Here is a 24,355-nt window from a genome sequence, read left to right on the forward strand (position 1 = left end):
CGGTCACGCAGCCAGCGGGATGTCGAACAACTGCTCAGCGAGGCTGATGAGGTGACGGGGCGCGTCCGTCTCTTCGCCCGGGTCCACGTAGCCCAGCAGCAGGGCTGTTCCGTGGATGGGCTCGTCCAGCTCCACGCCCGCTTCCCGGATAAGGACTTCCGCGCGCAGGTTGGGGAAGGAACGGCTTCCGTCATTATTCAGGTAGACGCGCCAGCCGCGGCCGGCGATGTACCCGATTTCTCCGGCGGCCACCCGCTGGAGTGCCGTGGCGTCCAGGTCAAGGGGTTTGAGGTGCACCGGGTGGGACAGCCGCGCCGGAACCACCAGGGCGTTGCAGGAAATGTTCATGGTGTGTCCTTGGAACTGAGCACGAGGATATGCAACAGGGATGGAGCGCGGGCAGCCGGGCGGGCTAGGAGTTCCGTTCCCGGCTGCCCGCGGGCTTGTTAGCGCTGGTTCTTGCGCGGCTTTGCGAAATTCAGTTCGCTGTTCTCGTTTTTAGCCCTTTTATCGGCCCGCTTCTCGAGAATTGTCTTGCCCGCCTTTTTTATGGCGCCGCTTTTCGGGGATTTTCCGGACATCGGAATCACGCCTTTCTATGCTTGCGTTACCCAGTACCATACCCACTTTTAATTTTTAAGCCAGTCCATGGAAAGTACCGTCATTTCGGGCCTAGAGAGGGCAAGCTCGGCTGACTGGGTCGTCCAGCCTCGGATGCCTGCAGAAATTCAATTTTTCCGAATCAGGCTTTTACTGCAGTCCTTTTCATTGCAGCGAAAGGCGAACCAAAAAAGCGTCATCACATTGCAACCTTGCATCTTCCCACCTCCGGATAAGGCCCCCAAACGGAGCGCCTGGGGCATCCCATGGCGGCCCCGGGAAACAGCCATTATGCTGAGCGGACCTGTCTCAGAGGATGGGCTTGGGGGCACAAGGGGGCGCCGGTGGTACCGGATTTCGGCAAAAGGGATTTTTCAGGCATGCCTGCCGGCGAGCAAAACATTCCCGGCCTACGGCGTTCGCCGAGCGGGCGTATCCCACAGTGGGCAATTGATGAAGCCCTTGGCAAGCTGCAGGATCCCGAGCCCTGGCGTACAGTCACGGTACAAAGTTCGGGCAAGAGACGCGGCTATCGCCGAATTAGACCAGCACGCAAACGGAAATGGAAGGCGAGGTCGGCCACGGTACTGGGCCTCGCACTCGTCGTAGGGCTCTATTTCGCTCCCACCCTCTTCGACCGGTTCGTCCTGTCCGCGGCGCTGCCGCACCTGCCCGGATCAGACGTGCCTCCCCCGGGGTTCGAAGCTGCTTCGTCTCCACTCGGCGTCCCACCTGCCACGACCGGATCCACCGCGTTTGTCCTGCAGGAGTCTCCTGACCCGGGCCAGCCATTTGTGGCATATGACCCGTGCCGCCCGGTCCATTACGTTGTCCGCCCGGAGTTGGCGCCAGAAGGCACCGAGCAGCTCATCAAGGAGGCCGTGGCCGCGGCTTCCGCCGCGACCGGGCTGCAGTTCGTCTACGATGGCCCGACGGACGAAGCACCGACACAGGACCGCGAGGCATACCAGCCTGACAGGTACGGCAAGAAGTGGGCGCCTATCCTCATCTCGTGGTCAACGCCGGAGGCAGCGCCGGGGCTGGCGGGAAGCGTCGCAGGGACCGGCGGCAGTACATCCATCCAAGTGCCAGGACAGCCCTATGTGTACGTCAGCGGCCAGGTCCTCCTTGACGCACCGGCCCTCGCGGAAACGCTGGCCTATCCGGACGGGCCCGCATTGGTCCGGGCCGTCATCATGCATGAGCTGGCGCATGTGGTCGGGCTGGACCATATAAACGACCCCACCCAGCTCATGTACGAAGAGAACAGCGGGCAGCTCGACTTCGGTGCCGGGGACCGAGCCGGCCTGGCTTTGTTGGGGACCGGCGAGTGCGTGCCGCAGATATGACAGCCGGCTGATCTGCCGGTCCCCAACGGACTTCAGCGGGCTGTGCGTGCCGGTGCATCCTCAACCGCATTTTCGTCCACCAGATGGTGCAGCTGTTCGGCGTGGCCGCGCGGGGCATGTGCCTTGTCTTCACCATTTTCATAGGCGTTCTCGGCGTGGAGGCTGATATCGAGTCCCTTCGCCTCCACCGGCGCCGCAACCCGGATGCCCATGGTCAGGTCAAGGACCTTTGCGATCACCCACGTGACCGAGAAGGTGTAGGCGAAGACGGCCAGGATGGCGAGCGCCTGCCGGCCCAGGAGTTCGAAGCCGCCGCCATAGAGCAGCCCTGCCGCTCCGCTGGGCGCCTCCGGAGTGGAGAGGACACCGATCAGGAGGCCGCCAACTACGCCACCGATGAAGTGCAGCGCGGTGACGTCGAGGGCATCGTCGAAACCGAGTTTGTACTTGAGTGCGACGGCGAAGTAGCAGACGGCTCCGGCGGCACCGCCGATGGCCATTGCAGCAAGCGGGGTGACGGCACCGCAGGATGGGGTGATGGCGACGAGGGCGGCGATGGCACCCGAGGAAGCGCCCAGGGTGGTGGGATGACCGTCCCGGAGCTTCTCCACGAGGAGCCACACGACGACGCCGGCGCAAGTGGCCGCGACGGTGTTGAAAACAGCGACGGCTGCGTTATTGTCGGCAGCACCCAGGCCGCTGCCGTCGAATCCGATCCAGCCTGTGAAGAGTAGCCCGACGCCCAGCAGCGTCAGGGGGAGGCTGTGAGCTTTGGGCTGCACGGGCCACGTGCGGCGCCTGCCGAGCACAAGAGCCAGGGCGAGTGCGGCCACACCTGAGTTGACGTGGATGGCTGTGCTGCCGGCGTAGTCGACGGCACCGAGAGTGTTGGCGATCCAGCCTCCCTGGACGGAACCGTCCGCCGAGTCGAAGGCGAATACCCAGTGGGCAACCGGGAAATAGACCAGGCTGGCCCAGATGCCCGCAAAAGCAAGCCAGGCACCAAACTTCATCCGGTCAGCCGCCGCACCAGCTACGATGCCGGCCGTCAGGCCGGCGAACATCAAGTGCAGTGCCGCGAGCGCGAGTGGCGGCAGGGCGGCGTCGTCCGGGGCGGTCAGAAGCTGGCCCAGCCCCGCGAACTCCAGCGGGTTGCCCAGCAGGCCCAGCCCGCCGATGGAATTGCCGAAGACGGCGGAGTAGCCGAAAACGATCCAGAGAACACCCACAACGCAGAAGGAGCCGAACACCATGAGCATCATGTTCATGGCGGTTTTGCGGCTGACCATCCCGCCATAGAAGAGCGCCAGGCCGGGCAACATCAGCGCGACGGCAATAACGGCGGTGAGAACCCACGCCGTGTTGCCCGCGATAGTGGCAGTGTCCATTCGAATCTCCAAAGGCTAGATAACGGGCACGCCGCCCGGAAGCGGGGCACCAGCGTTTCGATACGCTATCTAAATTCTTGGAGCCGACGTTTTCGATGCCATATCGAATTCGTTTCGGGTGAGTTAACTTTCGGCGGTGGGGTTCCACGCGGCGGTAAGGGCCGCTGCATCTGCCCTAATGTCAGCCAAGTCCGCTTGCATCACCAGCAGCCGGGCAAGGGTGGTGTCTGCGCTGAGTCCGGAAACCTGCTCCGCGGTATAAGACCGCAGCCCCGGAAGCGGCTGGCGGTAGTGCCTTTGAAGGCCCTCGTTCAGACCCAAAGCAGCCGTGGCGGCATCCTCGGGATCAGCAGCCTGGAACTCACCGGCCTCGACGCCCTGCCGCACAATGGACGCGGTCAGCCGGTGCAGGGCGGCGTAGTCGTCAAAGAATGCGCCGAAATTCTGCGGCTGGGAGCGTGCCACCCGCTCAAACTCGTAGAAGTCCAAGGGCGCGGAACACAACTGCATGGCATCGGCGTGCAGGACGGCGTAAAGTCTGGCCCCGGCCGGACCGGGCCGGACCTCCAGTGCCGCCGCAAGCGCAAGCGAACCCCGGTTCTCCTCCAGAAGCGCCTGAAGGATGTGCTCCTTGCGCGCGAACCAGTAGTAGAGCGAGGACTGGCGCAGCCCGGCGCTGCGGGCGATCTCGCTCATGGTGGTTTCCGCGTACCCCTTTGCCACGAACAGTGCGGTGGCTTCACGGATGATCTCCTGCCGCGGGGAACCGGCGGGGGCGCCGCTCAGGCGCGGACGCCCCGCCGTTGATGATGCCGCATCCTTTGCCATGCCCTACCCCTGCCGCCGCGCTGTCCGGAACTTACCCACGAGCCTATCGGCGAATGATTTACGGGCACGAAACAATTTCGACACTCTATCGAAATTGCTGGCGGCGAGACTTTCCATAACTTATCGAAATGGCATCGTCCGCGTTGCCACAAGCACACCGAACAGGGAGACACCATGAGTGTGGAAACAGCACAAGCCGCAGTTGAGACAGTGCAGCGAAAGCTCCGCGAAGCGGGGGTCAAATACGCAATGTCGAGCTTCGTTGACCTGCACGGGAACATCAAAACCAAGTTTGTCCCGCTGTCCCACCTGCCGCAGATGGCCGCCGGCTCCGAACTGTTCACCGGTGCCGCCCTGGACGGGCTCCCCCAGGACATCAGCGACGAGGAACTCTCAGCAATCCCTGATCTGGACAGCGCCGTGCAGCTGCCCTGGCGCAAGGAAGTGGCCTACTTCGCCAGCGACCTCTACACCGCAGGCAAGCCCTTCGAGGCGGCCTCCCGGAACATCCTGAAACGGCAGCTTGAAGCCGCCAAGGAGCTGGGATTCACCTTCAACCTGGGCATCGAGACCGAGTTCTTCGTCCTCAAGGACACCCCTGACGGCCCTGTGGAGGTCAGCGACCGGGACAACCTCAGCAAGCCTTGCTATACCGCCCCGGCAGCCCTGGACAACTTCGACTGGCTCACCGAGATGGTCGAGGCCATGAACGACATGGGCTGGGGCGTCTACTCCTTTGACCACGAGGATGCCCAGGGCCAGTTCGAGATTGACTTCAAATACTCGGACGCCCTCACTATGGCAGACCGGGCAGTGTTCTTCCGGCTCATGGCCAACGAGATGGTCCGCAAGCACGGGTACTTCGCCACGTTCATGCCGAAGCCCTTCGCCGACCGCAGCGGCTCCGGCGCCCACTTCAACATGTCCCTCGCCGATGCGGAGACGGGCGTCAACCTCTTCGAGACCGACGACGACCCGCGCGGTTGCGGCATCTCGGAACTGGGTTACAAGTTCATCGCCGGCGTCCTGAAGCACGCACCCGCCATCTGTGCCGTCATCGCCCCCACCGTCAACAGCTACAAGCGCCTGGTCCGCAAGGGCAGCATGTCAGGCTCCACCTGGGCGCCCGTGTTCGTCAGCTACGGCAACAACAACCGAACCAACATGGTCCGCGTGCCCCTGGCGGGCGGCCGGGTGGAGTGCCGGGCAGCGGATATCAGCTGCAACCCCTACCTGGGGGCGGCCATCATCCTCGCTGCAGGGCTCGAAGGCATCCGCGAAAACCTCGATCCCGGGGCGCCGCACACCGAGAACATGTACAACTACACGGAATCCGAGATCCTGAAGAACGGCCTGGGCCTTCTCCCCCGCAGCCTGGGCGAGGCTATCGAGGAGTTCGCCGCGGACAGCCTGTCGCGCGATGTCTTCGGCGAGTCGATGTACAACGCCTACATCGACTACAAGGGACAGGAATGGGACGAGTACCAGGCCCACGTCTCCGAATGGGAGACCAAGCGCTACCTGAAGTTCTTCTAAGCGGTCCCGTGCACCAGGAATTCGTACTCGGCAGGTTCGGGCTGGTCTCCGGCCTGGACCTGCCGGACGCCAAGCTCGCCTATAAGACATACGGGGAACTCAACGAGGCCCGGGACAATTGCATCCTTCTGCCCTCCTACTACACCGGCACGCACGCCAGCTACGAACCCTGGATCGGCCCGGGCAGGATGCTGGACCCGGAGCGCTGGTTCATCGTTGCCGTGAACATGTTCGGCAACGGCCTGTCCACCTCCCCCTCTTACGCCTCTCCCGAGACCAGGGGTGCGGCTTTTCCGGACGTCGACATCGCGGACAACGTCATTGCGCAGCATCGCCTGCTCACCGCCCTCGGAGTCCGCCACATCCGCATGGTTGCCGGCTGGTCCATGGGGGCGCTGCAGGCGTACGAGTGGGCCGTCCGCTATCCGGAGATGGTTTCCGGCATCCTTCCGGTTGCCGGGGCAGCCCGGTGTTCACCGCACAATTTCGTGTTCCTGGAAAGCGTAAAAGCTGCGCTGACTACTGACCAGGCGTACGACGGCGGCCGGTACAGTTCCCCGCCTGTCAGCGGCCTGCGGGCGTTTGGGACCGTCTACGCCGGCTGGGCGTACTCCCAGGAGTTTTTCCGGGACGAGGTTTACCGGGAACTCGGTTACAGGAGCGTTGAGCATGTTCTGGACGAGTGGGCGAAGGACCATGAACAGATGGATGCCAACAACCTACTGACGGTGCTGGGCGCATGGCAGCGGGCCGATGTCGGGACGCCCACGCGCGGCGGGTTCGAGGCGGCCCTGGGCCAGATCGGCGCGCGCTGCATCGTTATGCCGGGCACCACCGACCTCTACTTCCCAGCCGCGGACAGCAGGATCGAGGCCGGCCTGGTCCCGGGCGCCCAATTCCGTCCGCTCGAATCAAATCTTGGGCACGTTGCCGGACGGCCCGGAATCCGAGCCGCGGAAACGGATCAGATCGGCGATGCCATGCGACAGCTTCTTGATGACTGACAAAACGCCACAACAACTACCCGTTGGCGAAGAACTCCAAAAGATGGGAAATCAGCGTCCGAGGTGCCCTGTCCAGCGCACCGTGATCCGCTCCCGGCACAGCCGTGCAGCGTCCGTGAAGCAACTGTGCGGAAAGCGCTTGGGCTATCACCCGGTAGAACTCATCGCTACTGGAACCGAAGAGCACAAGCACGGGAACCGGAATGCCGGCGTAGCGCTCTGCGGGAGGCCGGTTGCCGTCAAGGAATGCCAGTTCATTGACGGCACTGTGCACCGTTCCTTTCCACGCCCGGCCTTTTCGTGTGGCAATTGCCAGCAAGCGGACCACCGCTTGGAAGGCAGGTTCCGGAAGCGGGCTTGCGTTGAGCTTGGCGGATATACCCTTCCCCAGGATTGACACAGCCCGGTGCACGTCACCTCGTTGCACCGCCGATTCGAACTCGGGCAGGAAATGGGTTGGCACTGCACCGCCGATGTTGGGAACGGCATCGTAGACGGCGATCCGCCGGACGGGCAGCTGAAGCCCGGCGTCGAGAGCAACTGCACCGCCATAGCTATGACCGAAAACCATGGTGCTGCCGGTGGCGTCCAGGACGCGCCCGAGGTCGGCCACCTCGGTGTTCATGGAGTAGTCGTGCGGCTGCAGGCTGGATCCAGGCCTGCCCCGTCGGTCGTACACGTGGACGGGCAGGCCTTTGCTGAGCCGCCTCGCGGTTTTGAAGTAGGTTGGCGCAACGGTATTCGTCCCGCACACAAGCACCACACCCGGTCCGTCCCCGAAGCTGAAAACGCGAAGGTGGCCGCCGTCGGATGTTTCCACTGTGTGCTGTCGCATGACTGGCTGCGACGGCGGGAGGCACCCGCCGTCGACCGCTTTCTTTTTGTTAGGGCTGCCCGGTGGGGCCGCTGTCCTTGACTTCGCCACGCCAGCCGCCGGTTTCGGACCCGCGCGATTCGATGAAGTCCTTGAACTTCCGCATGTCGGCCCTGACCTGCATCTCGTCGATCTTCAGCGCCGCGCCTGCCTTTTCGGTGACGGTTTCCGGCGCCCACTCGAAATGGACCTTGACCTTCGTGTGGTTGGCATCCAGCGGCGTGAACCTGATGATGCCGGCATGGGACTTGCCGTCGGTGCTGCGCCAGGCAATCCGGTCGTCCGGCTCCTGGTCAACGATCTCGGTATCGAATTCCCGGTGGACGCCACCCACGTTGGTCACCCAATGGTTGGTGGTGTCAGTCAGCTGGGTTACGGATTCCACACCGGACATGAACTGCGGAAAGGATTCGAACTGGGTCCACTGGTTGTACGCGGTCCGCACCGGGACATCGACTTCAACGGTCTGTTCAACGCGTTCCATCTGCTTCCTCCTCATGACGGACGGCCGCAACGGCGGACCGGCAGAGCTTGCCATCCTGCCAGTCAGGCAGCCGCCACCTTTGCACCATAAATCCGGCGGCGGCCAGTGTCCAGAGCCTCGGGATTCCCGGCACGCCGGACGGAGATGGGAGCTTGGAAAGGCAGAAGCGGACGACGGCGGGAGGCACCCGCCGTCGTCCGCTTACCATTGGTGCCTACGAGCTGAAGGGGACCTTTTCCCAGCTCAGGACGTCGCCGCCGTCGGCACTGTTACCGGCGACAGAAAACCTGACGTAGTTGGTGGCGTTCGCGGAACCGTCCACCGTGATGCGCTGCAGGTCATCGGCTTCCGCCTGGCCGTAGATCTCCAGCCAAGGCGAGCCTGCGGCGAGCGGCTGGTTCTCGGCGAAAACGTGGCTGTCGCCATTGATGAGGTACACCGGCGCGTCGAAGCTGTTGGTCTCCTCGACGATGGCCGCCACGATCCCGCGGAAGCCGGACATGATCTCCGGGTTGGTGGTGGCCGCGGCGAGCAGCGAGGGATCGAACATGTCGGCCTGGGTCATCAGGACGACCGCGCGGTCATTGCGGCGTTCGGCGTCGGCAAAGGTCTCGCGGATCTGGGCCAGGACGGCGCCGGTTCGGTACTCCACCTCGGCCACCTGTTCCGGCGTTGCGCTGGTTTCGCCCAAACCGGTCCACGGCTGCAGTGAATTGTTGCTGCCCTGGACGTTGAGCACGGAGAAGGCCACCCGGTTCTGCGCGAACCTGACGTTCTCCGGCAGCCCAAGGTTCTCCTGGGTCTTGACCGGCATCGTGGCCCCCAAGGTCTTGCCGGGCTCGTTGAAGAACACCTCCCGGAGCCGATCCAGCCGCTCCAACGGATTGTAGGCGCCGTTGTTGGTGCGGTGGCAGTCCACCCACTCGTTGTCGCCCGGGGTGAAGACCAGCGGGTGCTCGAAGGTGTCGAACTGTGTCCGGATGTTGGCGAAGTACTCGTCTGAGCAGACCGAGGAGCCGTTTTTGATATCGCCCACGTGGGTGACGAACTTCAGGTCCTTGTCCGCGTTGATGTCCTGGATGCGGGCGGGAAACTTGGCGATCTCAGCGTCGCCGTAGGGAATATCGCCAATAACGCCGAAGGTGAAGGCCTGCTTGTGGGGGGTGTCCTCAGCGGCATTGGCGGGCTGGGACGCAAGGAGGCCGAGCGCCAGGACGGCTGCCGCCGTCGTCGTTTTTATGGTTTTTGAAGGCATGGGGAGGTACCTGTTTCTGCTGGGAGCGGCTGAGGACGTGGCTTAGGCCGTGCGGGCGGTGAGGAACTGCTGGAGGGCCTCGAGGTCATCGGTGTTGATGTGGTCCACGCCAGCGTCGGCAAGTTCGGTCCAGATGGCCTCCCGTGCTGCGCCGGGCTGGTCCGGGGTGGCCCAGAAGCGGACGCGGTAGCCGCTGGCGTGCGCCTCGGCCACGTAGGCGTGGAGCTTGGCGCGCTCGGCTTCCGGCATGGGGCCGACGCCCTGCCAGGTGAACAGCTTGGTCCAGTTGTCGCTGACCAGCGGCATCAGGCCGGCGGGCTTGCCGGTGGCGAGGTCGGCGGAGCGGCCGTCGTAGAAGCTGAACCGCTTCTCCTGTGCCTGCATCGTGGCCAAGGGGCGGTTGCCGCTGATGACAGCGGTGACCGGCCCGGTCTTGACGTTGCCGTTGGTGTAGCGGCTCATGATGTCGCGGTGTTCGGCCAGTTCCTGCTCAATGGCAGCGTAGGTGGCCTCGCCTTCGCTCTTGATGTCGATCAGGAGCTGCAGGCTGCCGTCCCAGTGCGGGTAGACGCTGTGGCCGGGCTGGCTGCGGACCAGGTCCTGGAGCGGGTCCAGGTAGAGGCTTTCGAGCGTGACGCCGGGCTGGACGTCCTCCCGGTCGTGGGCCACCAGCAGTTCGCCGTCCACCAGCCACACGTCGGCTTCGACGCTGGTGAAGCCGTGCTCGAGCGCGTCGAACAGGGGACGCTCATGCTCGTAGTCGTTGTGCGCATGGGCTTGGGCGAGTGGCTGGCCGACGACGACGGGAGCCGGCTTGGTTGCCTCGGCTTGGGCGGGTGCAGCTGCTGCGGTTCCGGCCAGGGAGGCGAGGACAGCGACGGCGGCGAGGGTGCTTTTCACGAACACGGAGTACTCCTACGTACTGCTGGGATGTCCGCCCGGCTGTCTGGTGTGCCGGGCGAAAGGGGGCGTGAAAAGACTGCTGGTTGCGGGAGAACGCTTCGGGGCCGGCGGGTTGCTGGCAAGTGAACTGCGAGGGACATGGCAGGGAGCGCGGGGCACGGCGGCACATCCGCACCTGCTTACTGCCGGGCCAGCTCCACGCTGAGGATGCGGTCACCATCGGGGCCGGGCCTGCCCCGGCCGTCGGTGTTGCTGGTAACGAACCAGAGCCTGCCGTCCGGAGCCTCCGTAACATCGCGGATGCGGCCGAATTCGCCATCGTAGTACGTGGTCGACGTCGAGGGGTCGGCGACGGGAACGGCCCGGAGGACCTGTCCGCGCAGGTTGGCGATGAACAGTGTCCCGTCAACGTGCGCCATGCCGCTGGGGCTGGCCCCGGTGGGCTCCCACTGCTGCACCGGGTCCGCGAAGTCCCCTGTCGCCGCTATTCCTTCCACGGTAGGCCAGCCGTAGTTGGCCCCCGGGCTGATGATGTTCAGCTCGTCCCACGTGTTCTGCCCGAACTCGGTGGCGAACATGGTGCCGTCCTCCGCCCAGGCCAGGCCCTGGGGGTTGCGGTGCCCGTAACTGTAGACGAGCGAATCCGGGAAGGGGTTGTCGGCGGGGACGCCGCCGTCGGGGGTCATCCTGAGGATCTTCCCGTTCAGGGAATCGAGGTCCTGGGAGCTGTCGCGCCGGCCCGCATCGCCAATCGCGACGTAGAGCATGCCGTCGGGCCCAAAGGCGATCCGGCCGCCGTCGTGGTAGCTCGCGGAGCCAATCCCGTCGAGGATTGTTTCGGCCTGTCCCAGCGCCAGCGCCCCTGGTTCTCCGGTGACGTCGAAGCGCTGGAGCCTGTTTCCGTCCGTCCCGGTGGAGTAAACGTACAGGCGGCCCTGGCTGTCCACGGCCAGGCCCAGCAGCCCGCCTTCCCCCGCAGCCGTCACACCGGGAATGTCGCCAATGGTGCGTGTGGTGCCGTCAGGGCTGAGTTCGAGGATCCGGCCGCTGTCCCGTTCGCTGACCAGCGGGGTGCCGTTGCGGAACACCACGGACCAGGGAGCTTCCAGCCCGGTGGCCACGGCCTGGGGCGCGCCGGCCGGGGTGGCGTTCCCCGCCGTCGCCGATGCCGACGCCCCGGCTGACGAGGGAGTCGGGGAGGGAGTGGGGGACGGAGCCGACGACGTAACAGGCGCAGGAACCGGCGTTGGCGTTGCTGCCGGCGTGGTGGTGCAGGAGGACAGCATCAGGCCCGCTCCGAGAGTTGCTGCCAACAGGGCTGGGGTGCGGGTGGCTTTCATGGCTTTCTCTTGATGCATTTGAGGATGATTGCTTTGCGGTGCTGCTGTTGCGGGCGCCGCTTTGCTGGCTATGTGGGAAAGGCCGTGCGGCGTCCGGCAACAGCAACAACAATCGCGACGGCGGCCAGTCCCACCAGGGCGGCTGGCAGGACCATCCCGTCAAGGCTGCTGATCACCACCGCACCCGCCACCCCCGCAGCGAAAATCGCGAGGTTGAACGCGACGCCGAGCATGGAGTTGGCAACGTCCGCGTTTTCACCGCTGGCAGCGCTGATGGCCGTTTGCAGCTGTGCTGCCGCGCCGCCGAAGGCGATGCCCCACAGGACGATCGCGGCGAGGACTGCCACCAATGACGCGTGGCCGACGATGAAGATCGCACCGGCCACCATGAAGCTCCCCAGGCTGAGCAGGACCAGGCGTCGGAGGCCCTTGTCGATCACGGCGCCGGTGATGGCGATCCCCGCAATGGCGGCCGCGCCGAACGTTGCAAGCGCTGCGTCCACCGGGAGGTCAAGGCTTGCCCCGCGGAGGTAGGAGCCAATGTAGGTGTACATGATGTTGTGGCCAAGCATCCAGCTGACGATGACGCCGAGGACAACCGCCACGCCCGGGATGGCGAAGACCCGTGCGAGGGGTACCCGCGTCCCGGCCCGTTGGCCGGGCGCGTCCGGGACCAGGAAGACCGCCAATACCAAGGTGACTGCCGTGAGGATTGCGAGGACACCGAAGGACCAGCGCCAGTCGAGCGTCGTGCCCAGCCAGGAGCCGAAGGGCGTCCCCACTGCCAGGCCCACCGGGGTTCCAACGGACGCAACGGACAGGGCGCGGCCGGCCTGGTGCGGAGCTGTGATGCGCCGGGCATAGCCGGCAGTCATTCCCCACAGCAGGCCGGAGAACGCACCGGCAATGAGCCGTGCTCCCAGGGAAAGGGCGATGTCCGTGGAGAACGCCGTGATGAGGTTGGCGGCCAGGAAGCCGAGGATCCCGACGACGAAAACGGGCTTCCGGCGCAGGCCCCGGGTCAGGGCAATGGCTGGCATTGCCGCAATGATTGTTCCCAGGGCATAGGCGCTGACAAACTGCCCCGCGGTCCCCTCGGTGACTGCCAGTCCTGAGGCGATCTGCGGCAACAGGCCGGCGGGCATGGTCTCGGTGGCAATCAGGAGGAAGCCCATGAGGGCCATGACCAGCAGGGCCGCCCAGGGAAAACGCCCGGCGGGGGCGGAATGACCGCTTGCCGGGGCCGAATCCTTTGTTTTTTCAGTGATGCTGACGTTTTCGGAGTGCAGGACGTCGATGGGCGCTTCGCGGGCGCCTTCCTCAAGGGTTGCTCGGGTCAAAACGGTTCCATTCTTTTGTGGGGAAATTGTCGGAGCAGCCGTGTCATCCCGCTCAGTTAGCGGGAGCCAGCCTGGCGGTAAAACCGCTTGTCCGGTCCCGGACCGCCTCGAGGTCATCGAAGGATCCGATCCGTACAATTCCGCGGGAATACCCCACGTGCTCGTAGTAGAGCACGAGGGCCTGATCGGGGGCGTAGTAGCCGATGGTCAGTGGTTCTGCGCTGTCACCGGCGGGAACGCCGTCGAGCGAAAGCGCCTCCGGCAGCTCAGCGATCTTTTCCTGGCCGCCGTAGTCCCTGAAGGAGAGCGTCAAGGGCAGCTGGGCGATCAGGGAGCGTGCAGTTGCGTTGCCGGAAAGGGTGCCTGTCACCGTTTCGCCATCGATGTCGATGGTGACCGAAGCGTTGTCTGCCGCCCCCGCCGAGGACGGCACCGGTGCAGCTTGCGACGCCGACCCCTCGGCCGCCGTCGAGGTTTCCGGCGCCGGCGACGGGTACGGGGAGGAGGGCGGCTCAGTGGTGGAGGCCGGGCCGTTCGAGGGGGTGCTGCACCCGGCCAGGGGCAACGCCAGCACGCAAATCAAAGCCAGGGCCAATGTCTTCAGGTGCATGGGAGCTGATCCGTTCCGGTCAGGAAAGTTCGGTCCATTCCAGCAAAGCAGCTGGAGAAGAAGTGTAGGAGCCCCTGTTGTGAGGGGTACTGGCAGGGACCCCTCGGTGCCCCCGGCGGTGATGCCCGGCGTCGCCCGTTCTTTCCCAGCTGCCGCCCGGCGTCGTCAACCGTCTGTCCGGGTCCTCTCGGGCGCAGCCTGGACGGAATTTCCATACTCGCTGGCCGCCCATGAGGCGAGCAGCTGCATGCGCTCAGCGGACGGCGACCCCGGTTCCGCGGTGTAGATCGTGAGGGTCAGTCCGGGTTCGGCGGCCATTTCCAGCCCCTCGAAAGCGAGAGTCATTTCGCCCACGACGGGGTGGTTGAAGGTTTTGAAACCCGTGCCGTGGTGGCGGACGTTGTGCGCACCCCAGCGGCGGCGGAACTCTTCGCTGCGGGTTCCCAGCTCACCGATGAGGTCGTGGAGTTCCTTGTTATGGGGGTCCCGGCCTGCCTCCGTCCGCAGGATGGACACGGTCACCTCCGCGAAGGCATCCCAGTCAGGGTAGAACTGGTGGGCACGGTCGTCGAGGAACGTAAAGCGGGCGATGTTCGGCGGCTGGCCGGGCATGTCGTAGCAGTCCTTGTAAAACGCCCGGGCCAAAGGATTGACGGCCAGCAGGTCCATCCTGCCGTTGCGAACGAATGCGGGACCGGCCGTGATCGCGTCGAGCACCCATTGCAGGCTTTGGTGCGGAATGTAGGACTTTGAGGTGCGCCGCCGCGGCGGCCGTGCAGCCGGGCTGGCAGCCTGGGCGAGGTTGAACAGGTGCGCCCGCTCGGCGTCGTCCAGGCGCAAGGCCCTGGCGATGCTCTCCAGCACCTGGCCGGAGGCACCGCTGATCGCGCCGCGTTCCAGGCGTGTGTAGTACTCCACGCTCAGGCCGGCGAGGGTGGCCACTTCGCTCCGGCGCAAACCCTTGACGCGCCTGTTGGTCCCGGCGGGCAATCCAACCTGCTCCGGGGCCACCTGGCCGCGCCGCGAGACAAGGAATTCGCGTACTTCAGCTCGGTTGTCCATGTGCTTCACGCTAGGGCAAGTCTTGCGGGGGAGGGAGTCCCTTCCAGTACCCCTCCCCCGCATCCCCCTTCCTAGAGCTGTGTACGGAAGAAGTCCGTGAGCTTGTCGAAGGGGATGAGGCCGGTGCGGTCGTAGAGGTCCACGTGGCCGGCACCGGGGACCCAGAAGAGTTCCTTGGGTCCGGTGGCGAGCCGGTAGGCCTCTTCGCTGAATTCCCTCGAGTGGGCCTGGTCACCGGCGATGAACAGCAGCGGCCGCGGGGCGATCAGGTCCAGGTCGTTGAACGGGTGGAAGTTCATGAACTTGGTGTTGGTGGCCAGGGCCGGGTGCGTGGTGGTGTTGGGGTGGTAGCCGCGGGCGGTCCGGTAGAAGTCGTAGAACTCCCTGTCCACCGCAGTGGAGTCTGCGGTGAGTTCTTCCGGTGTGCCGCCGGTGTACTGGATCGCGCCGCCGGCGAACTCGACGTCGCGCTGGGCGGCTGCCGTGGCGATGAAGGCCTTGCGCTGTTCCAGCGTCACGGACTTGTTGAGCCCGTCGCGGTTGGCGGCGCCCATGTCGTACATGCTCACCGTGGCGATCGCCTTGATTCGCGGATCGATCTTTGCCGCGCTGATCACGAAGCTGCCGCTGCCGCAGATCCCGATGGCCCCGACGCGCTCCCTATCGACGAAGGGCTGGGCGCGCAGGTAGTCGACGGTGGCGCTGAAGTCCTCGGCGTAGATGTCCGGTGAAACGGAGTTTCCGGGCTTGCCGGCACTCTCGCCCCAGAAGGAGAGGTCGAAGGAGAGCGTGACGTAGCCCTGCTCGGCCATCTTGGTGGCGTAGAGGTTGGCGCTTTGTTCCTTCACGGCGCCCATGGGGTGGCCTACCACCAGCGCCGGGTGGGTGGTCCCCCGGTCCAGGTTGTTGGGGACGAAGAGGTTGCCCACAACCTTCATCTCGTACTTGTTCTTGAACGAGATCTTCTTCACCGTGACCTGGTCGCTGGTGTAGAAGTTGTCTGCGCCGTTGGAGGTGTCGCCCGGCTCGAGGTCCTTGCGGGAGGTGGGAGCTGCGAAAGCCGGCCCGGCTCCTGCCAGCCCGGCTGCGCTGGAGAGCCCGATGGCCGCCGCGCCTGCCCCTGTCAGCTTGATGATGTTGCGGCGCGACACGCCAGCCTGGATTCCCTGGGAAGTGGTGTTGTTTGCGTTGCAGTCCGTGCTCATCGTCTTCATCCTCGTGATTCGTCGGTTACGTATGTGGTTGGACTTCGTCGTCCTTTCGAGCACACCACAGCCGAAACGGCCAGCGGGAGTCCCTGCTGAGGCTGGTTCTGCCAGAGCCCCCATAGGTACCCAAAGAAAAGGGGTCTGCAGGGAGGGGCCCTGCCGCGAACCGTACCCGGTTGGGGCGTCACGGGGCACGCCGCGTCAGCCGGTAGATTTGAGCTGATGATTTCCATTGACCGGGACGACCCCGCACGCGGCGACGTCCATCTGCTCCTCAGCGAACACCTGGCGGACATGTACGCCACCTCGCCGGCCGAAAGCGTCCATGCCCTGGACCCCTCCGCGCTTTTGTCGCCGGCAATTACGTTCTGGACCGCCCGTGAGGACGGCAAGCTGATGGGGTGCGGCGCGCTCAAGATCCTGGATTCCCCTTCCGGCCCGCCGGTGCATGGCGAGATCAAGTCCATGCGCACCACGGCAAGCGCACGGGGACGGGGCGTAGCCACCCTGATGCTCCGCCATATCGTCGACGACGTCCGCGCCCGGAACCTTCAGCGCCTCTACCTTGAGACCGGAACCGAGGACTACTTCGCTCCGGCCCGGCGCCTCTACGCCCGGAACGGCTTCACAGAGTGCCCGCCGTTTGCCGGCTACGTCCTTGATCCCAATAGCGTTTTCATGGAGCTCCGTCTGTAGGATCCGCTCCAGCGGGCACCGCGGAGACAGCCCGGAGCGTCCCGGGGGGAGATGCGTCGGGCGGCAAAGCGGTCAGGCAACCAGGTCTCAGGCAGCATGGCGCGCCAGGCGGCGAAACGGTCACGCAACCAGGCGCCGGGCCTCAATGGATTAGGCGTCCAGTCGCCTCAGGCGGCGAGACGCGCCAGGATGGCCTGTTCAAGGGGGCTGGTGGCCTGTTCCAGTGGGCGAACAGTACCCGGGAGGCATTCTGGTGGGATGAGTGGTGGTTCCCGGTTCGGGTGTTCGGCCGGATAGTGCCGTCCGGCCGGTGAAATCCAGCCTGGTGGCTCATCCTTCGTAGCCGCCGTTGGTGTCCAATCCTGCCAGTGTTTGAGCCTGTGGTGTTTGGGGCATGCCTATCCAAGGTTGCTGATCCCGGTAACTCCGCCGTGTTGCAGTGGGGTGTGACATTGTGGCTTGCGGCTGCGGGAACGCGTCCCAAGGAACCAAGCGGACGACGGCGGAACCTCCCGCCGTCGTCCGCTTGGCTTTAGGCGGTGCGCCATGTCAGCAGGTGGCCTGGCGTCACATAACGCGGCCACATCCGGATCCTGGCGGGCAACGCCCTACCCTTAACAGGTGACTTTGACTAAGATGCGCACCGCCGCCGCGAGCTCACTCGCCGCCGCCGGTCTCCTGTTTTCCCTCGCCGCCTGTTCCGCGCCGGCAACCCAGCCCGCTGCCTCTGAGCCGGCGTCCACGCCAGCAGCTTCCTCCACCGCCGCGACATCCAGCGCCGCCGACGCGCCCTGCGACGGCGTGAAGGTCATCGTCGACTCGGGCGCCCTGAAGCAGGAAGCCGCCGACACCAACGTCTGCGTGCCCGTGGACGAGCCCACCGTCGCCGCCGAGATCCTCGAAGAGGCCGACGTGGAAACCGAGGGCACCACCGAATACCCCAACGAACTCGTGTGCCGCGTCAACGGTGTGCCCGCCGCGGACTTCGACATCACCCACAAGGGCGGCACCTACCGGGAAGAATGCGGCAAGATGCCGGCTGCCTTTGCCTACTGGGCCCTCTGGGTGAAGCCGGCCTTCGGTGACTGGGCCTACGCCCAGGAAGGCCTCGCCACCCTCAAGGTGAGCCCGGGCGAGAGCCTGGAACTGCTCTTCACGGTCGACGGCGAACCGGCCGCCCCCGCGGCATGACCTTCCGACCCGCGCCGTTACGCGCCGCGGCGGCCCTCGCCGTCGTGTTCATCGCGGCGCGGGTCATCTACCGCATCCTCTTCAACGGGGCGGGCATTGGCGAACCGGTCCTGCTGGACCTGCCGGCGACGCGCCTGCCTGCCCCATACTCGCATGTGGTCCTTCTGGGCCCGGTCACTGGTCCCGGGCTGTGGGCGGCGGTCCTGTCCGCCCTGCCGATTGCCGGGATGTTCCTCGGCTTCGGCCTGCTCAATGCGTTTGTGGATGTGGCGCGCGGCTTTGTCCACCTGGCCCGACGCGGCCCCATGCAGGGTGTTGGCCGGATGCTGGTGGTGGCCTGGGCGGCGCTCCCCGCGCTGTCCGACGCCGTGACCTCCGTACGCCTGGCGTTCCGGCTGCGGGGCGAAAAGTTCGGACCCTGCGCCCTGGTGCCCATCCTCGAGCACACCCTTGAGCATGCGGGCAGGGTTGCCGCCGCCCTGGAGCTGCGCGGTTTTGGCAGCCGTGCGGAGCACCGCTTCAAGAACGACGACGACGGCCCGCTTCTGGTGCGGGACGCCCAGTTCCGCATTGGGGACGCGCAGGTGAATGTCCCCGGATTCACGCCGCCGTACGGCTCCATTACTGTGATCACCGGGCCCACGGGCTCCGGCAAGTCCACCATCCTGCGGGGTATCGCCGGCCTCCTTTCGCATCTTGACGGTGGAGAGGTTTCCGGCACCGTGAGCGTCGCCGGCATGGACCGCAGCACCACACCGCCGCGGGACACTGCCCGCAGCGTCGGTGTTGTGCTGCAGAATCCCCGCGCAGCCTTCGCCACCACCAAGGTCCGGGACGAGATCTCCCTGGCCCTTGAACTGCGCGGCGTGGCATCCGCTGTCGCCAAGGCCCGGGTGCTGGAGGTCGCCGAGCGCATCGGAGTGGCAGCGCTGCTGGACCGGAACGTCAGCACGCTCTCGGCAGGCGAGGCAACACTTGTGGCCATCGCCGCCGCGGTGGTGGAAAATCCGGCCCTGCTCCTGGTTGACGAGCCCCTGGCCGACCTCGACACCAAGGCCCGCGGGCACGTCATCGCTGTGCTCCACGCCCTCGCCCGCGACGCCGGCGTCTGCGTCATCGCGGCCGAGCACCGCGCCGAAGCGCTGACTCCGGTAGCCGACTCGTGGTGGACCATCGAGGACGGCACATTGATCCCAACTGCAGGGGTTCCGGGTGCCGCGCCGTCGCCTTCCGCCACTGTTGAGGCGCTGCAGATCCCGCTTCCGCCAGCTGACTTCGCTCCGGTGCTGACGGCCGCAAACCTCGCCGTGCACCGCAAGGGCGCACAGCTGGTGCGCGACGCATCCCTCACCCTGCACCGCGGCGAAGTGGTGGCCCTGGTGGGACCGAACGGAGCCGGGAAGTCATCCCTCTTGGTCGCGCTCGCCCTCGGTGAAGGCAGCGGCGGGAGAGGCGGCGAAAGCGGAGGCGTTGTAACAACGTTCGACGGCGGCCGCGTCGCCCTAGTGCCGGACGCCTCGGACGACCTCTTCACCCGGGATACAGTTGCGGGCGAGCTCCGCGCAGCCGAGCGGCGGCTTGCGCGCCGAAAGAACGGCGGACAGCTCGCGCCTGGCTATGCGGCGTCACACCTGGCTCGGCTGCGGGGCGACGTCACGATCCCCATCGGGCATGAGCATCCCCGGGACCTCTCCGCGGGCGAGCGCAGGATCCTTGCCATCGCGCTGCAGACCATGGAAAACCCCCAGGTCCTCCTGATCGACGAGCCCACCCGCGGGCTCGATCCGGCAGCACGCACCGCCGTCGCCTCGGCCGTAAAAGCCGCCGCGGACTCCGGCGCGGCAGTCCTCATCGCCACCCACGACCACGACTTTGCCCACGGCCTCGGCGCCCGGATCCTCCCGATGCGCGACGGCGTCGCGCCGTCTGCTTTGGAGGACAAGTCGCCGGAACCCGACCCGGCTGTTGCCACGGCGCCGCCCGCAACACCACTGCTGATCCCGGTACCAACGCCCATCGACGCGCCAACGGACATCACCAGCGCGAAGAAGCCGCACCACATCCGGCTGCCGCGCGGCGTCGAGCTCTCAATACTCGCCGCGGCGAACCTCCTGGCCCTCGGCGCCTTCTGCTGGCCGCTGCTCGCCGCAGCCCTCCCGCAGGATGCCGCGGCTGCCCTCCCCTACGCTGCGCTGGCCATCGCACCCATTGCCGCCGTCGCCGTCGTCGTGTCCCTGGACGGTTCCGTCCGCTCGGCACACACGGTGGCGCTGCTCGGCGTCCTGGCCGCGGTAGGTTCCGCGGTGCGGCTGGCGAGCACCGGCGTCGGGGGCGTGGAAGCGGTCTTTATCCTGCTGATCCTGGCCGGCCGGACGTTCGGCGCCCGGTTCGGCATGCTCCTCGGCGCCGCCACCATCGCCCTCTCAAGTGCGTTGTGGGGCGGGATCGGGCCGTGGACGCCGTTCCAGGTCTTCGCCTGCGCGTGGGTGGGCGCGGGTGCAGGCCTGCTCCCCCGCCGGGTGCGCGGGCGGGTAGAACTGTGGATGCTGTGCGGCTACGGCGCCGTGGCGTCCTACCTGTTCGGCCTGCTGACCAACCTGTGGTTCTGGCCCTTTGCGGTGGGCGCCGGCACCGGCATCTCCTACGAGCCCGGTGCGCCGCTGGCCACCAACCTGAGCAGCTTCCTGCTGTACTCGCTGGTGACGTCGACGGCGGGCTGGGACACCCTGCGTGCCGTCACCACGATCATCGGAATCGTTGTGGTGGGCCGGGCCATCCTCGCCGCGTTCCGGCGGGTGAAGCCGGTTTCCAGCGTGGGCGCGAAAGCCGTGCAGACCCACTCTGCCGAGTCCGATGACCGGCTTCAACTCAAGGTCTGAGGACGCCCGAAACCCCGATGAATCCGAGGGCTTGCCACAGCGAAGGACGCGCTCAGCGAACGGGGTGCGTCCTTTTGCTTGCCCGCAATAGCAGCGAGCAGGAGTGGCCACCCGCCGTTTCCGGCCTGTCCACCGGAAGGGCCCCGCTTCCACCGTCCTACCCCCACTGCAGGTAAATGCCTTCGCCGGATTCGGGTATCTGGTACCCGGGTGCCCATCAGCCCGCGGCCGTACCGTGGACAGCGGAGCCGGCGGCGAAGGTGTACGGCTGAGACCACGTGCATCTCCCCCAGCCGCCGCCGGCTCCATTCTCGGTGAGAGGCCGTGCTGCGCCCCTACGCGTCGGGGCGCAGTGGCAAGACAACTGAAGGAGAGCGGACACTATGACCCCTCGCGAAACACCGGCCTACGAGCGGACGCAGTACGAAGCTGGGTGGCGGTTGAAGCCGCGCCCGTGGCCTGTTGGCCCACGTGAGAGCTATGGAAAAGTGGACTTTGATGACAGTGAGGGAAAATCGGTCCTCACCCTCTACATTCAGCGCGGGCCCGAAGAAGGTTACGTCCTGCACGTCGAGCACTTAGCCGCGCCACTGCGGGTGGATGGTACGCTCCTTCGCCTGAGCCCGGCTCCTCACTTGGACAGGAGGGCTGCGGACTTCCGCCGGATCTCCGCTGCCCGTACGGTTGCTGCGAAGGCCGAAGCCGAGCTGGACGCCGCCGTCAGCGTCGCCCGCGCGAACGGAGACTCGTGGGAGGTTATCGGTGCCGCCCTCGGCACGTCCGCTCGAAATGCCCGGGAGCGGTTTGGACACCATTGAGTTGCAGAATCTGCTGGCGGCGGGGTGACGAACGTGGGTATACGACGGCGAAGCGGGCAAGCCTTAATGCTCGCTCCGGCCAGGCCAAAGACCGTTTCAGGAAAAGACGGTTCTGCCTGGCCTGGCCTTCAACGCCCGGGGATCGTTACGACGTCTGCCCGGGCCGCGTCACTTCCTCCAGCAGCTCCAGCACGTGCCGGTATTCAGCCCCGGTTGCCCGGGTCATGCCCAGCTCGCAGGTGCGGTTGCAGGACGCGTGGGCGGCGGCACCCAGTTCTGCAACCTCCTCCCCCTGCTTCCGGGTTGCGGACTCGGTGAGCTCGGGGTGGAGCATGCCGCGGTCCCCCGCGAAGGCACAGCAGCCCCAGTTCACGGGGACATCCACCTTCTCGGCCACTGCACCGGCCACAGCATCCAGGGAACCGTTGATCCCCATACGCGTGGACGAGCAGGTGGGGTGCAGTGCCAGCGAATCCAGCTTCTTGTGGTCCGGGAGCCTGGGCAGGATGCGTTCGGCCGCGAAATCCACCGCATCCACAATCCGCAGCGGACGCTGGCCCACCAGGGGAACGTCGGACTCCACCGCCTGGCGAAGGCCCTCCGTGCAGGACGACGCGTCGCAGATGATGGCCAGTTCGCCGTCCCGGGTGGCTTCCCGCAGCGCGGCCAGGGTCTTCTCCTGCATGGTCGCCTGGCCTGCCACCATGCCCTTGGAGGACCAGGGGGTGCCGCAGCACAGGCCATCGATGCCCTGAGGCACCAGCAGGGTGATCCCGGCCCGTTCGCACAACTGCTCGAAGCTGTACTGGACTCCCGGCCCGGGGTTGCCGGACTGGTCCGCACCAGCCGGCCCGAACATGGTCCCCACGCACGCGGGGAAGTAGACGGCGTCCGGTGCCCGGTCCGGCGTCTGACGTTTCCGCACGGAACCGCCGCCCGGCAGCTCCGCCGAGTAAAGCGGGACGGTGTCGGTGCCCAGGACCGCCCTGGCGGCCTTGTTGGGCGGGACCAGCGCGGCGGCCGGCAGCTTGTTGACCACGGTCAGCGCCAGCGAGGCGCCGCGGGTCACCCCTTCCCAGTGCTTGGCAGCCGCGTTCCAGGCGCCGTTGGCCACGGGGCCGGCGTCGGAACGCCTGATCCGCTTGACCAGGAGGCCCGTGTTGATCTCCACGGGACAGGCCGTCTGGCACATGCCATCGACCGCGCAGGTCTGCACCGATTCGTAGTCGTAGTCCTTTTCCAGCTGTTCCACCAGCGCATTGTCACCGGCCAGGCGCGCGGCCTCGATGGCACGCAGGGTGACGATGCGCTGCCGCGGCGTCAGCGTGAGGTCCTTGCTGGGGCACACCGGCTCGCAGTAGCCGCAGGAAACGCAGCGGTCCACCTCTTCGGCCACCGGCGGCGCCGTTTTGATGTGCCGGAGGTGCGCCTCGGGATCGTCGTCCAGGATGACGCCGGGGTTGAGGATCCCGCGCGGATCGAACAGCTCCTTGATCCTGCGCATCACGCCGTACAGCTCATCCCCGTACTGCCGCCGCACATAGGGCGCCATCACCCGTCCGGTGCCGTGCTCGGCTTTTAGTGAGCCGCCCTCCCCCAGCACCAGGTCCACCATGTCCTCGGTGAACGAGCTGTACCTGTCCAGCTCCTCGGCGGTGGTGAACCCGTCCGTGAGCATGAAGTGGACGTTCCCGTCTTTGGCGTGGCCGAAGATCACGCTGTTGCTGTAGCTGTACTTGTCGAACAGCCCGATAAGGTCCTGGCAGGTGCGGCCCAGCACGGGAACCGGGACCACGATGTCCTCCAGCAGGGCGGTGGTCCCCTGCGGCCGGGCGCCCGCCACCGAGGCGTACAGGCCCTTGCGCAGGTGCCAGAGCCCCGCACGTGCTTTGGCGTCACCCGTGAAGTGGGCTTCGGCGGAGAGGCTCAGCTCCTTGAGGATGCTTTCACCGCCCTGCTGCAGTTCCGCGAGCTGATCCTGCCCTTCGGCCGAGTATTCAACCAGCAGGGCTGCGTGGTCCCGCACCACCAGGTCGCGTACGACGGCGGGAGTCCCCTTCAGCGCCTGGCCCACCTTGAGGGACAGCGCGTCCATGAGCTCCACCGTGGCTGCGCCGGTTTCCACCAGCGCAGGCAGGGCGGCGTTGGCCGCCTGCAGGTCAGGGAACACCAGCAGTCCGGTGGCGGCGTGCTGCAGCCGCGGGATGGTGCGAAAGACTGCCTCGGCCACGAATCCTAGGGTTCCCTCGCTGCCGACGATCAGGTGGGCCATGATATCCACCGGGCTGCTGAAGTCCAGCAGCGTGTTGAGGCCGTAGCCCATGGTGTTCTTCATGGCGAACTGCTGCCGGATCCGGCGGACGGACTCACTGTTCCCGCGCACCCGGTCCGCCAGCTGCGCAAGGCCCTGGTACAGCTCCGGCTCGAGCGTGCGCAGCTTGGTGCCCGCGTCCGGGGCGCCGGTGTCAATGACGGTTCCGGAGGGGAGCACGACGGTGAGGGACTCAAGCGTCCGGTAGGCGTTGTCCACGGTGCCGCAGTTCATGCCGGACGAGTTGTTGGCCACCACCCCGCCAATAGTGCACGCGGCCTCGCTGGCCGGATCCGGGCCGAACTTCCGGCCGTAGGGTGCCAGCCGGGCATTCAGCGCCCGCACGGTGACGCCGGGCTGCACCCGGACGCGTGCGCCGCCGTCGAGCACTTCAACGTCCCGGAAGTTGCGCCGCACGTCCACCAGCACGCCGTCGGTGACGGCCTGGCCGCTGAGGCTGGTTCCGCCGGAGCGGAACGTGAGCGGGACGCCCTGGGCGGCGCTCGCGCGGAGCAGCCCGCCCACGTCGGCTGCGCTTCCGGCAGTGACCACGGCCTGCGGGATCAGCAGGAAGTGGGAGGCGTCGTGGGCGTTTGCGTGCAGGTCGATGGCCCGGGTTTTGACCTGGGCAGCGTCGGTGACGGCGGAGCGGAGGGCTGCGAGGTCCAGCGGTGCCATA

General features: G+C 66.2%; 20 protein-coding genes. 7 read left to right on the top strand and 13 right to left on the bottom strand.

Annotated features, from left to right (window positions below; genetic code table 11):
• Positions 1 to 3: 3 nt before the first annotated feature.
• Positions 4 to 348, bottom strand: a complete 345-nt coding sequence (locus ABRP28_RS12465; RefSeq protein ID WP_350005028.1) for a hypothetical protein — start codon at positions 346 to 348, stop codon at positions 4 to 6.
• A 1,046-nt stretch (positions 349 to 1,394) separates the two neighbouring features.
• On the opposite strand from ABRP28_RS12465, the gene ABRP28_RS12470 reads away from it, so the two are divergent.
• Positions 1,395 to 1,949, top strand: coding sequence for a hypothetical protein (locus tag ABRP28_RS12470; protein WP_350005024.1), 555 nt, complete (start codon positions 1,395 to 1,397; stop codon positions 1,947 to 1,949).
• Between the two features lie 32 nt (positions 1,950 to 1,981).
• Here ABRP28_RS12470 and ABRP28_RS12475 read toward each other — a convergent pair whose 3' ends face one another.
• Together ABRP28_RS12475 and ABRP28_RS12480 are read right to left on the bottom strand one after the other, a co-directional pair.
• A complete protein-coding gene (locus tag ABRP28_RS12475; RefSeq protein WP_350005022.1) occupies positions 1,982 to 3,337 on the bottom strand; it encodes an ammonium transporter in 1,356 nt (451 codons plus the stop codon).
• Between the two features lie 123 nt (positions 3,338 to 3,460).
• Positions 3,461 to 4,165 carry a TetR/AcrR family transcriptional regulator gene (locus ABRP28_RS12480; protein WP_350005020.1) on the bottom strand — a complete coding sequence of 235 codons (705 nt, stop codon included), beginning with the start codon at positions 4,163 to 4,165 and terminating at the stop codon, positions 3,461 to 3,463.
• 174 nt (positions 4,166 to 4,339) lie between these two features.
• On the opposite strand from ABRP28_RS12480, the gene glnT reads away from it, so the two are divergent.
• Both glnT and ABRP28_RS12490 read left to right on the top strand, forming a co-directional pair.
• Entirely contained in the window at positions 4,340 to 5,701 is a 1,362-nt protein-coding gene (gene glnT, locus ABRP28_RS12485) for a type III glutamate--ammonia ligase (RefSeq protein WP_350005019.1), read from the top strand.
• Positions 5,702 to 5,709: 8 nt separating this feature from the next.
• The gene (locus ABRP28_RS12490; protein WP_350005017.1) at positions 5,710 to 6,705 is read left to right on the top strand and encodes an alpha/beta fold hydrolase; all 996 of its coding nucleotides are present in this window, start codon (positions 5,710 to 5,712) and stop codon (positions 6,703 to 6,705) included.
• 16 nt (positions 6,706 to 6,721) lie between these two features.
• Here the strand turns inward: ABRP28_RS12490 and ABRP28_RS12495 are convergent, their stop codons facing one another.
• The 9 genes from ABRP28_RS12495 to ABRP28_RS12535 form a co-directional block, all read right to left on the bottom strand.
• Entirely contained in the window at positions 6,722 to 7,540 is an 819-nt protein-coding gene (locus tag ABRP28_RS12495) for an alpha/beta hydrolase (RefSeq protein ID WP_350005015.1), read from the bottom strand.
• Positions 7,541 to 7,589: 49 nt separating this feature from the next.
• Positions 7,590 to 8,063, bottom strand: a complete 474-nt coding sequence (locus ABRP28_RS12500) for an SRPBCC family protein (protein WP_350005013.1) — start codon at positions 8,061 to 8,063, stop codon at positions 7,590 to 7,592.
• 214 nt (positions 8,064 to 8,277) lie between these two features.
• The gene (locus ABRP28_RS12505) at positions 8,278 to 9,318 is read right to left on the bottom strand and encodes a metallophosphoesterase (RefSeq protein ID WP_350005011.1); all 1,041 of its coding nucleotides are present in this window, start codon (positions 9,316 to 9,318) and stop codon (positions 8,278 to 8,280) included.
• A 42-nt stretch (positions 9,319 to 9,360) separates the two neighbouring features.
• Positions 9,361 to 10,224, bottom strand: a complete 864-nt coding sequence (locus tag ABRP28_RS12510; RefSeq protein ID WP_350005009.1) for a phosphatidylinositol-specific phospholipase C/glycerophosphodiester phosphodiesterase family protein — start codon at positions 10,222 to 10,224, stop codon at positions 9,361 to 9,363.
• 176 nt (positions 10,225 to 10,400) lie between these two features.
• The gene (locus ABRP28_RS12515; RefSeq protein ID WP_374152847.1) at positions 10,401 to 11,561 is read right to left on the bottom strand and encodes a sorbosone dehydrogenase family protein; all 1,161 of its coding nucleotides are present in this window, start codon (positions 11,559 to 11,561) and stop codon (positions 10,401 to 10,403) included.
• Between the two features lie 68 nt (positions 11,562 to 11,629).
• Positions 11,630 to 12,901: an MFS transporter gene (locus ABRP28_RS12520; RefSeq protein ID WP_350005005.1), complete on the bottom strand. Its 1,272-nt coding sequence runs from the start codon at positions 12,899 to 12,901 to the stop codon at positions 11,630 to 11,632.
• Positions 12,902 to 12,953: 52 nt separating this feature from the next.
• Positions 12,954 to 13,511 (bottom strand): cyclophilin-like fold protein, encoded by a 558-nt coding sequence (locus ABRP28_RS12525; RefSeq protein ID WP_350005003.1) that lies wholly within the window; start codon positions 13,509 to 13,511, stop codon positions 12,954 to 12,956.
• Positions 13,512 to 13,676: 165 nt separating this feature from the next.
• Positions 13,677 to 14,573: a helix-turn-helix transcriptional regulator gene (locus ABRP28_RS12530; RefSeq protein ID WP_350005000.1), complete on the bottom strand. Its 897-nt coding sequence runs from the start codon at positions 14,571 to 14,573 to the stop codon at positions 13,677 to 13,679.
• A 71-nt stretch (positions 14,574 to 14,644) separates the two neighbouring features.
• The gene (locus ABRP28_RS12535) at positions 14,645 to 15,778 is read right to left on the bottom strand and encodes an alpha/beta hydrolase (RefSeq protein ID WP_350004998.1); all 1,134 of its coding nucleotides are present in this window, start codon (positions 15,776 to 15,778) and stop codon (positions 14,645 to 14,647) included.
• Positions 15,779 to 16,003: 225 nt separating this feature from the next.
• Between ABRP28_RS12535 and ABRP28_RS12540 the strand changes: the two genes are divergently transcribed.
• From ABRP28_RS12540 to ABRP28_RS12555, 4 genes are all read left to right on the top strand, one after another.
• Positions 16,004 to 16,477, top strand: coding sequence for a GNAT family N-acetyltransferase (locus tag ABRP28_RS12540; protein WP_350004996.1), 474 nt, complete (start codon positions 16,004 to 16,006; stop codon positions 16,475 to 16,477).
• Positions 16,478 to 17,113: 636 nt separating this feature from the next.
• Positions 17,114 to 17,668 carry a hypothetical protein gene (locus ABRP28_RS12545; RefSeq protein ID WP_374152978.1) on the top strand — a complete coding sequence of 185 codons (555 nt, stop codon included), beginning with the start codon at positions 17,114 to 17,116 and terminating at the stop codon, positions 17,666 to 17,668.
• Positions 17,665 to 20,547 carry an ATP-binding cassette domain-containing protein gene (locus ABRP28_RS12550; protein WP_350004992.1) on the top strand — a complete coding sequence of 961 codons (2,883 nt, stop codon included), beginning with the start codon at positions 17,665 to 17,667 and terminating at the stop codon, positions 20,545 to 20,547. Before ABRP28_RS12545 ends, ABRP28_RS12550 begins: the two co-directional genes overlap by 4 nt.
• 383 nt (positions 20,548 to 20,930) lie before the next feature.
• The gene (locus ABRP28_RS12555; protein WP_350004990.1) at positions 20,931 to 21,365 is read left to right on the top strand and encodes a hypothetical protein; all 435 of its coding nucleotides are present in this window, start codon (positions 20,931 to 20,933) and stop codon (positions 21,363 to 21,365) included.
• Between the two features lie 145 nt (positions 21,366 to 21,510).
• Here ABRP28_RS12555 and ABRP28_RS12560 read toward each other — a convergent pair whose 3' ends face one another.
• Entirely contained in the window at positions 21,511 to 24,354 is a 2,844-nt protein-coding gene (locus tag ABRP28_RS12560; RefSeq protein WP_350004988.1) for an FAD-binding and (Fe-S)-binding domain-containing protein, read from the bottom strand.
• Between the last annotated feature and the right edge of the window lies 1 nt (position 24,355).

The sequence above is a fragment of the Pseudarthrobacter sp. WHRI 8279 genome, assembly GCF_040224115.2.
Lineage (GTDB): Bacteria > Actinomycetota > Actinomycetes > Actinomycetales > Micrococcaceae > Arthrobacter.

What these genes read in the sequence shown, in the direction of transcription:
- ABRP28_RS12465 (WP_350005028.1), bottom strand. Translation starts at nt 348, where the DNA reads ATGAACATTTCCTGCAACGCCCTGGTGGTTCCGGCGCGGCTGTCCCAC.
- ABRP28_RS12475 (WP_350005022.1), bottom strand. Translation starts at nt 3,337, where the DNA reads ATGGACACTGCCACTATCGCGGGCAACACGGCGTGGGTTCTCACCGCC.
- ABRP28_RS12480 (WP_350005020.1), bottom strand. Translation starts at nt 4,165, where the DNA reads ATGGCAAAGGATGCGGCATCATCAACGGCGGGGCGTCCGCGCCTGAGC.
- glnT (WP_350005019.1), top strand. Translation starts at nt 4,340, where the DNA reads ATGAGTGTGGAAACAGCACAAGCCGCAGTTGAGACAGTGCAGCGAAAG.
- ABRP28_RS12495 (WP_350005015.1), bottom strand. Translation starts at nt 7,540, where the DNA reads ATGCGACAGCACACAGTGGAAACATCCGACGGCGGCCACCTTCGCGTT.
- ABRP28_RS12500 (WP_350005013.1), bottom strand. Translation starts at nt 8,063, where the DNA reads ATGGAACGCGTTGAACAGACCGTTGAAGTCGATGTCCCGGTGCGGACC.
- ABRP28_RS12505 (WP_350005011.1), bottom strand. Translation starts at nt 9,318, where the DNA reads ATGCCTTCAAAAACCATAAAAACGACGACGGCGGCAGCCGTCCTGGCG.
- ABRP28_RS12515 (WP_374152847.1), bottom strand. Translation starts at nt 11,561, where the DNA reads ATGAAAGCCACCCGCACCCCAGCCCTGTTGGCAGCAACTCTCGGAGCG.
- ABRP28_RS12525 (WP_350005003.1), bottom strand. Translation starts at nt 13,511, where the DNA reads ATGCACCTGAAGACATTGGCCCTGGCTTTGATTTGCGTGCTGGCGTTG.
- ABRP28_RS12530 (WP_350005000.1), bottom strand. Translation starts at nt 14,573, where the DNA reads ATGGACAACCGAGCTGAAGTACGCGAATTCCTTGTCTCGCGGCGCGGC.
- ABRP28_RS12535 (WP_350004998.1), bottom strand. Translation starts at nt 15,778, where the DNA reads ATGAGCACGGACTGCAACGCAAACAACACCACTTCCCAGGGAATCCAG.
- ABRP28_RS12540 (WP_350004996.1), top strand. Translation starts at nt 16,004, where the DNA reads ATGATTTCCATTGACCGGGACGACCCCGCACGCGGCGACGTCCATCTG.
- ABRP28_RS12545 (WP_374152978.1), top strand. Translation starts at nt 17,114, where the DNA reads ATGCGCACCGCCGCCGCGAGCTCACTCGCCGCCGCCGGTCTCCTGTTT.
- ABRP28_RS12550 (WP_350004992.1), top strand. Translation starts at nt 17,665, where the DNA reads ATGACCTTCCGACCCGCGCCGTTACGCGCCGCGGCGGCCCTCGCCGTC.
- ABRP28_RS12555 (WP_350004990.1), top strand. Translation starts at nt 20,931, where the DNA reads ATGACCCCTCGCGAAACACCGGCCTACGAGCGGACGCAGTACGAAGCT.
- ABRP28_RS12560 (WP_350004988.1), bottom strand. Translation starts at nt 24,354, where the DNA reads ATGGCACCGCTGGACCTCGCAGCCCTCCGCTCCGCCGTCACCGACGCT.